1 protein-coding gene is annotated in these 1449 nt (G+C 76.0%); it reads left to right on the top strand.

The features are described from left to right. Positions 1-33: 33 nt before the first annotated feature. The gene (locus CCN29_RS34390; protein ID WP_086686350.1) at positions 34-1437 is read left to right on the top strand and encodes a hypothetical protein; all 1404 of its coding nucleotides are present in this window, start codon (positions 34-36) and stop codon (positions 1435-1437) included. Positions 1438-1449 lie beyond the last annotated feature (12 nt).

Genomic DNA, 1449 nt, shown 5'->3' with positions numbered 1-1449 from the left:
CCGCTGACCACCCCACACCGAGGAGCCGAGCCCGTGAGCCACCCCCGCCCGCACCGCGGATCACGCAACAAGTACCGGCAGCAGCAGCAGCGCCGGGACCGGCACGCCACGTTCGACCGGTACCTGCCCCGCCTGGAAGCCGGACGCCTCTCCCCGGCCGAGGGGGCGGCCCTGGCCGCGTACGTCCGTGAAGAGGTCCGCATCGGCGAAGAGCTCCGCGGGACCCTGGCCACCACACAGCGCGCCCTCACGACCAACCGGGAGGCCGCGGACACTGCGATACGCGAGCTCGAAGACCGGGCCGCGGCCGCCGAAGCGGAAGCCGCCCGGCTCACCGCCGCGGCGCAGCCGCGCCCTGCCGACTGCGCACCCGGGCCGGCGCCCGCCCCCGATCCCGCTGCCGGGGCCGACGAGATGCGCCGCCGCGCCCTGGCCGACGCCCTCGACCTCGACCCGGCCACCCCGTGGCCCACGCTCATCGAGCACGCGGCCACCGCGCACCGCTGGGCCGCCAGCGCCCGCTACCAGTCCTCCATCGCGGCGGAGGCCAACGGCCGCGCCGACCAGGCGCAGAAGAACGCCGCCGACGCCCGGACCCGCGAGAACGCCGCCGTGGCCCGCACGGTGCGCTACCGCAACCGCGCCCACCGTGCGGAGGCCGCCGTCATCCGCGTCCGATCAGCCACCACCCTCAGCGCCGCCCTGGCCGCCGTCGCCGAGTACGACGGCACCCTCCCCCATGTCACCTGCCACTGCGGCGCGGCCGCAGAGCTCGCCCTGGCCCGCCGGGACCTGGAGCACGCCGAGCGCACCAGCGGATCCGGCAGCGCCCGGCACACCGACCTCGTCACCCAGCGAGACACCGCCCTGCGGGAAGCACGGGAGGCGACGAAGCGCGTCCAGGAGGCCACCGCTGCCGCGCTCGCCCTCCGCATCCAGACGCCGACCGCTGCGCAGCGCACCCTCGACACCATCCGGAAGGCGAAGACGTGGGTGAACGTGTGGATCGCTCTCGGCCAGTACTACGGCATGTCGCCGGAGGAGGCCGGGCAGGAGGCCCGCGCGCGCCGTACGGGCGCCGAGCAGGTCGCCGAGCAGCGCGTGCGGCAGGCGGAGCAGCGCGCGAAGGAGGCGCAGGACAAGGCCGCGGCCCTGGCCGCGAAGCTCGACGCACAGGCGGCGCGCCCCGAGGTGTGCCAGCCGGCCCCCGCTGCGCCCGGTCACCCGGTCAACGCGCTCATGGCGGCGCTCACCGACAACCGGCCGCTGACGCCCGGCGACGCGATCACGCTCGTCGGCGCCTACTACGCGGCGATCCATGACGCGTGCTGCCCGAGCATCCACCGGGCGAAGAGCCTCACGTCCGCGATCGTCGTCCGCTCCCTGGCGGACGCCACGCGGGTGGAGGTCAGTCGTACAGGCACGCTCCTGACGTGACGTGACGCGGCC

This window comes from Streptomyces pseudogriseolus, assembly GCA_002154585.1.
Lineage (GTDB): Bacteria > Actinomycetota > Actinomycetes > Streptomycetales > Streptomycetaceae > Streptomyces > Streptomyces pseudogriseolus.
This window is presented reverse-complemented; position numbering and strand designations above follow the sequence as displayed.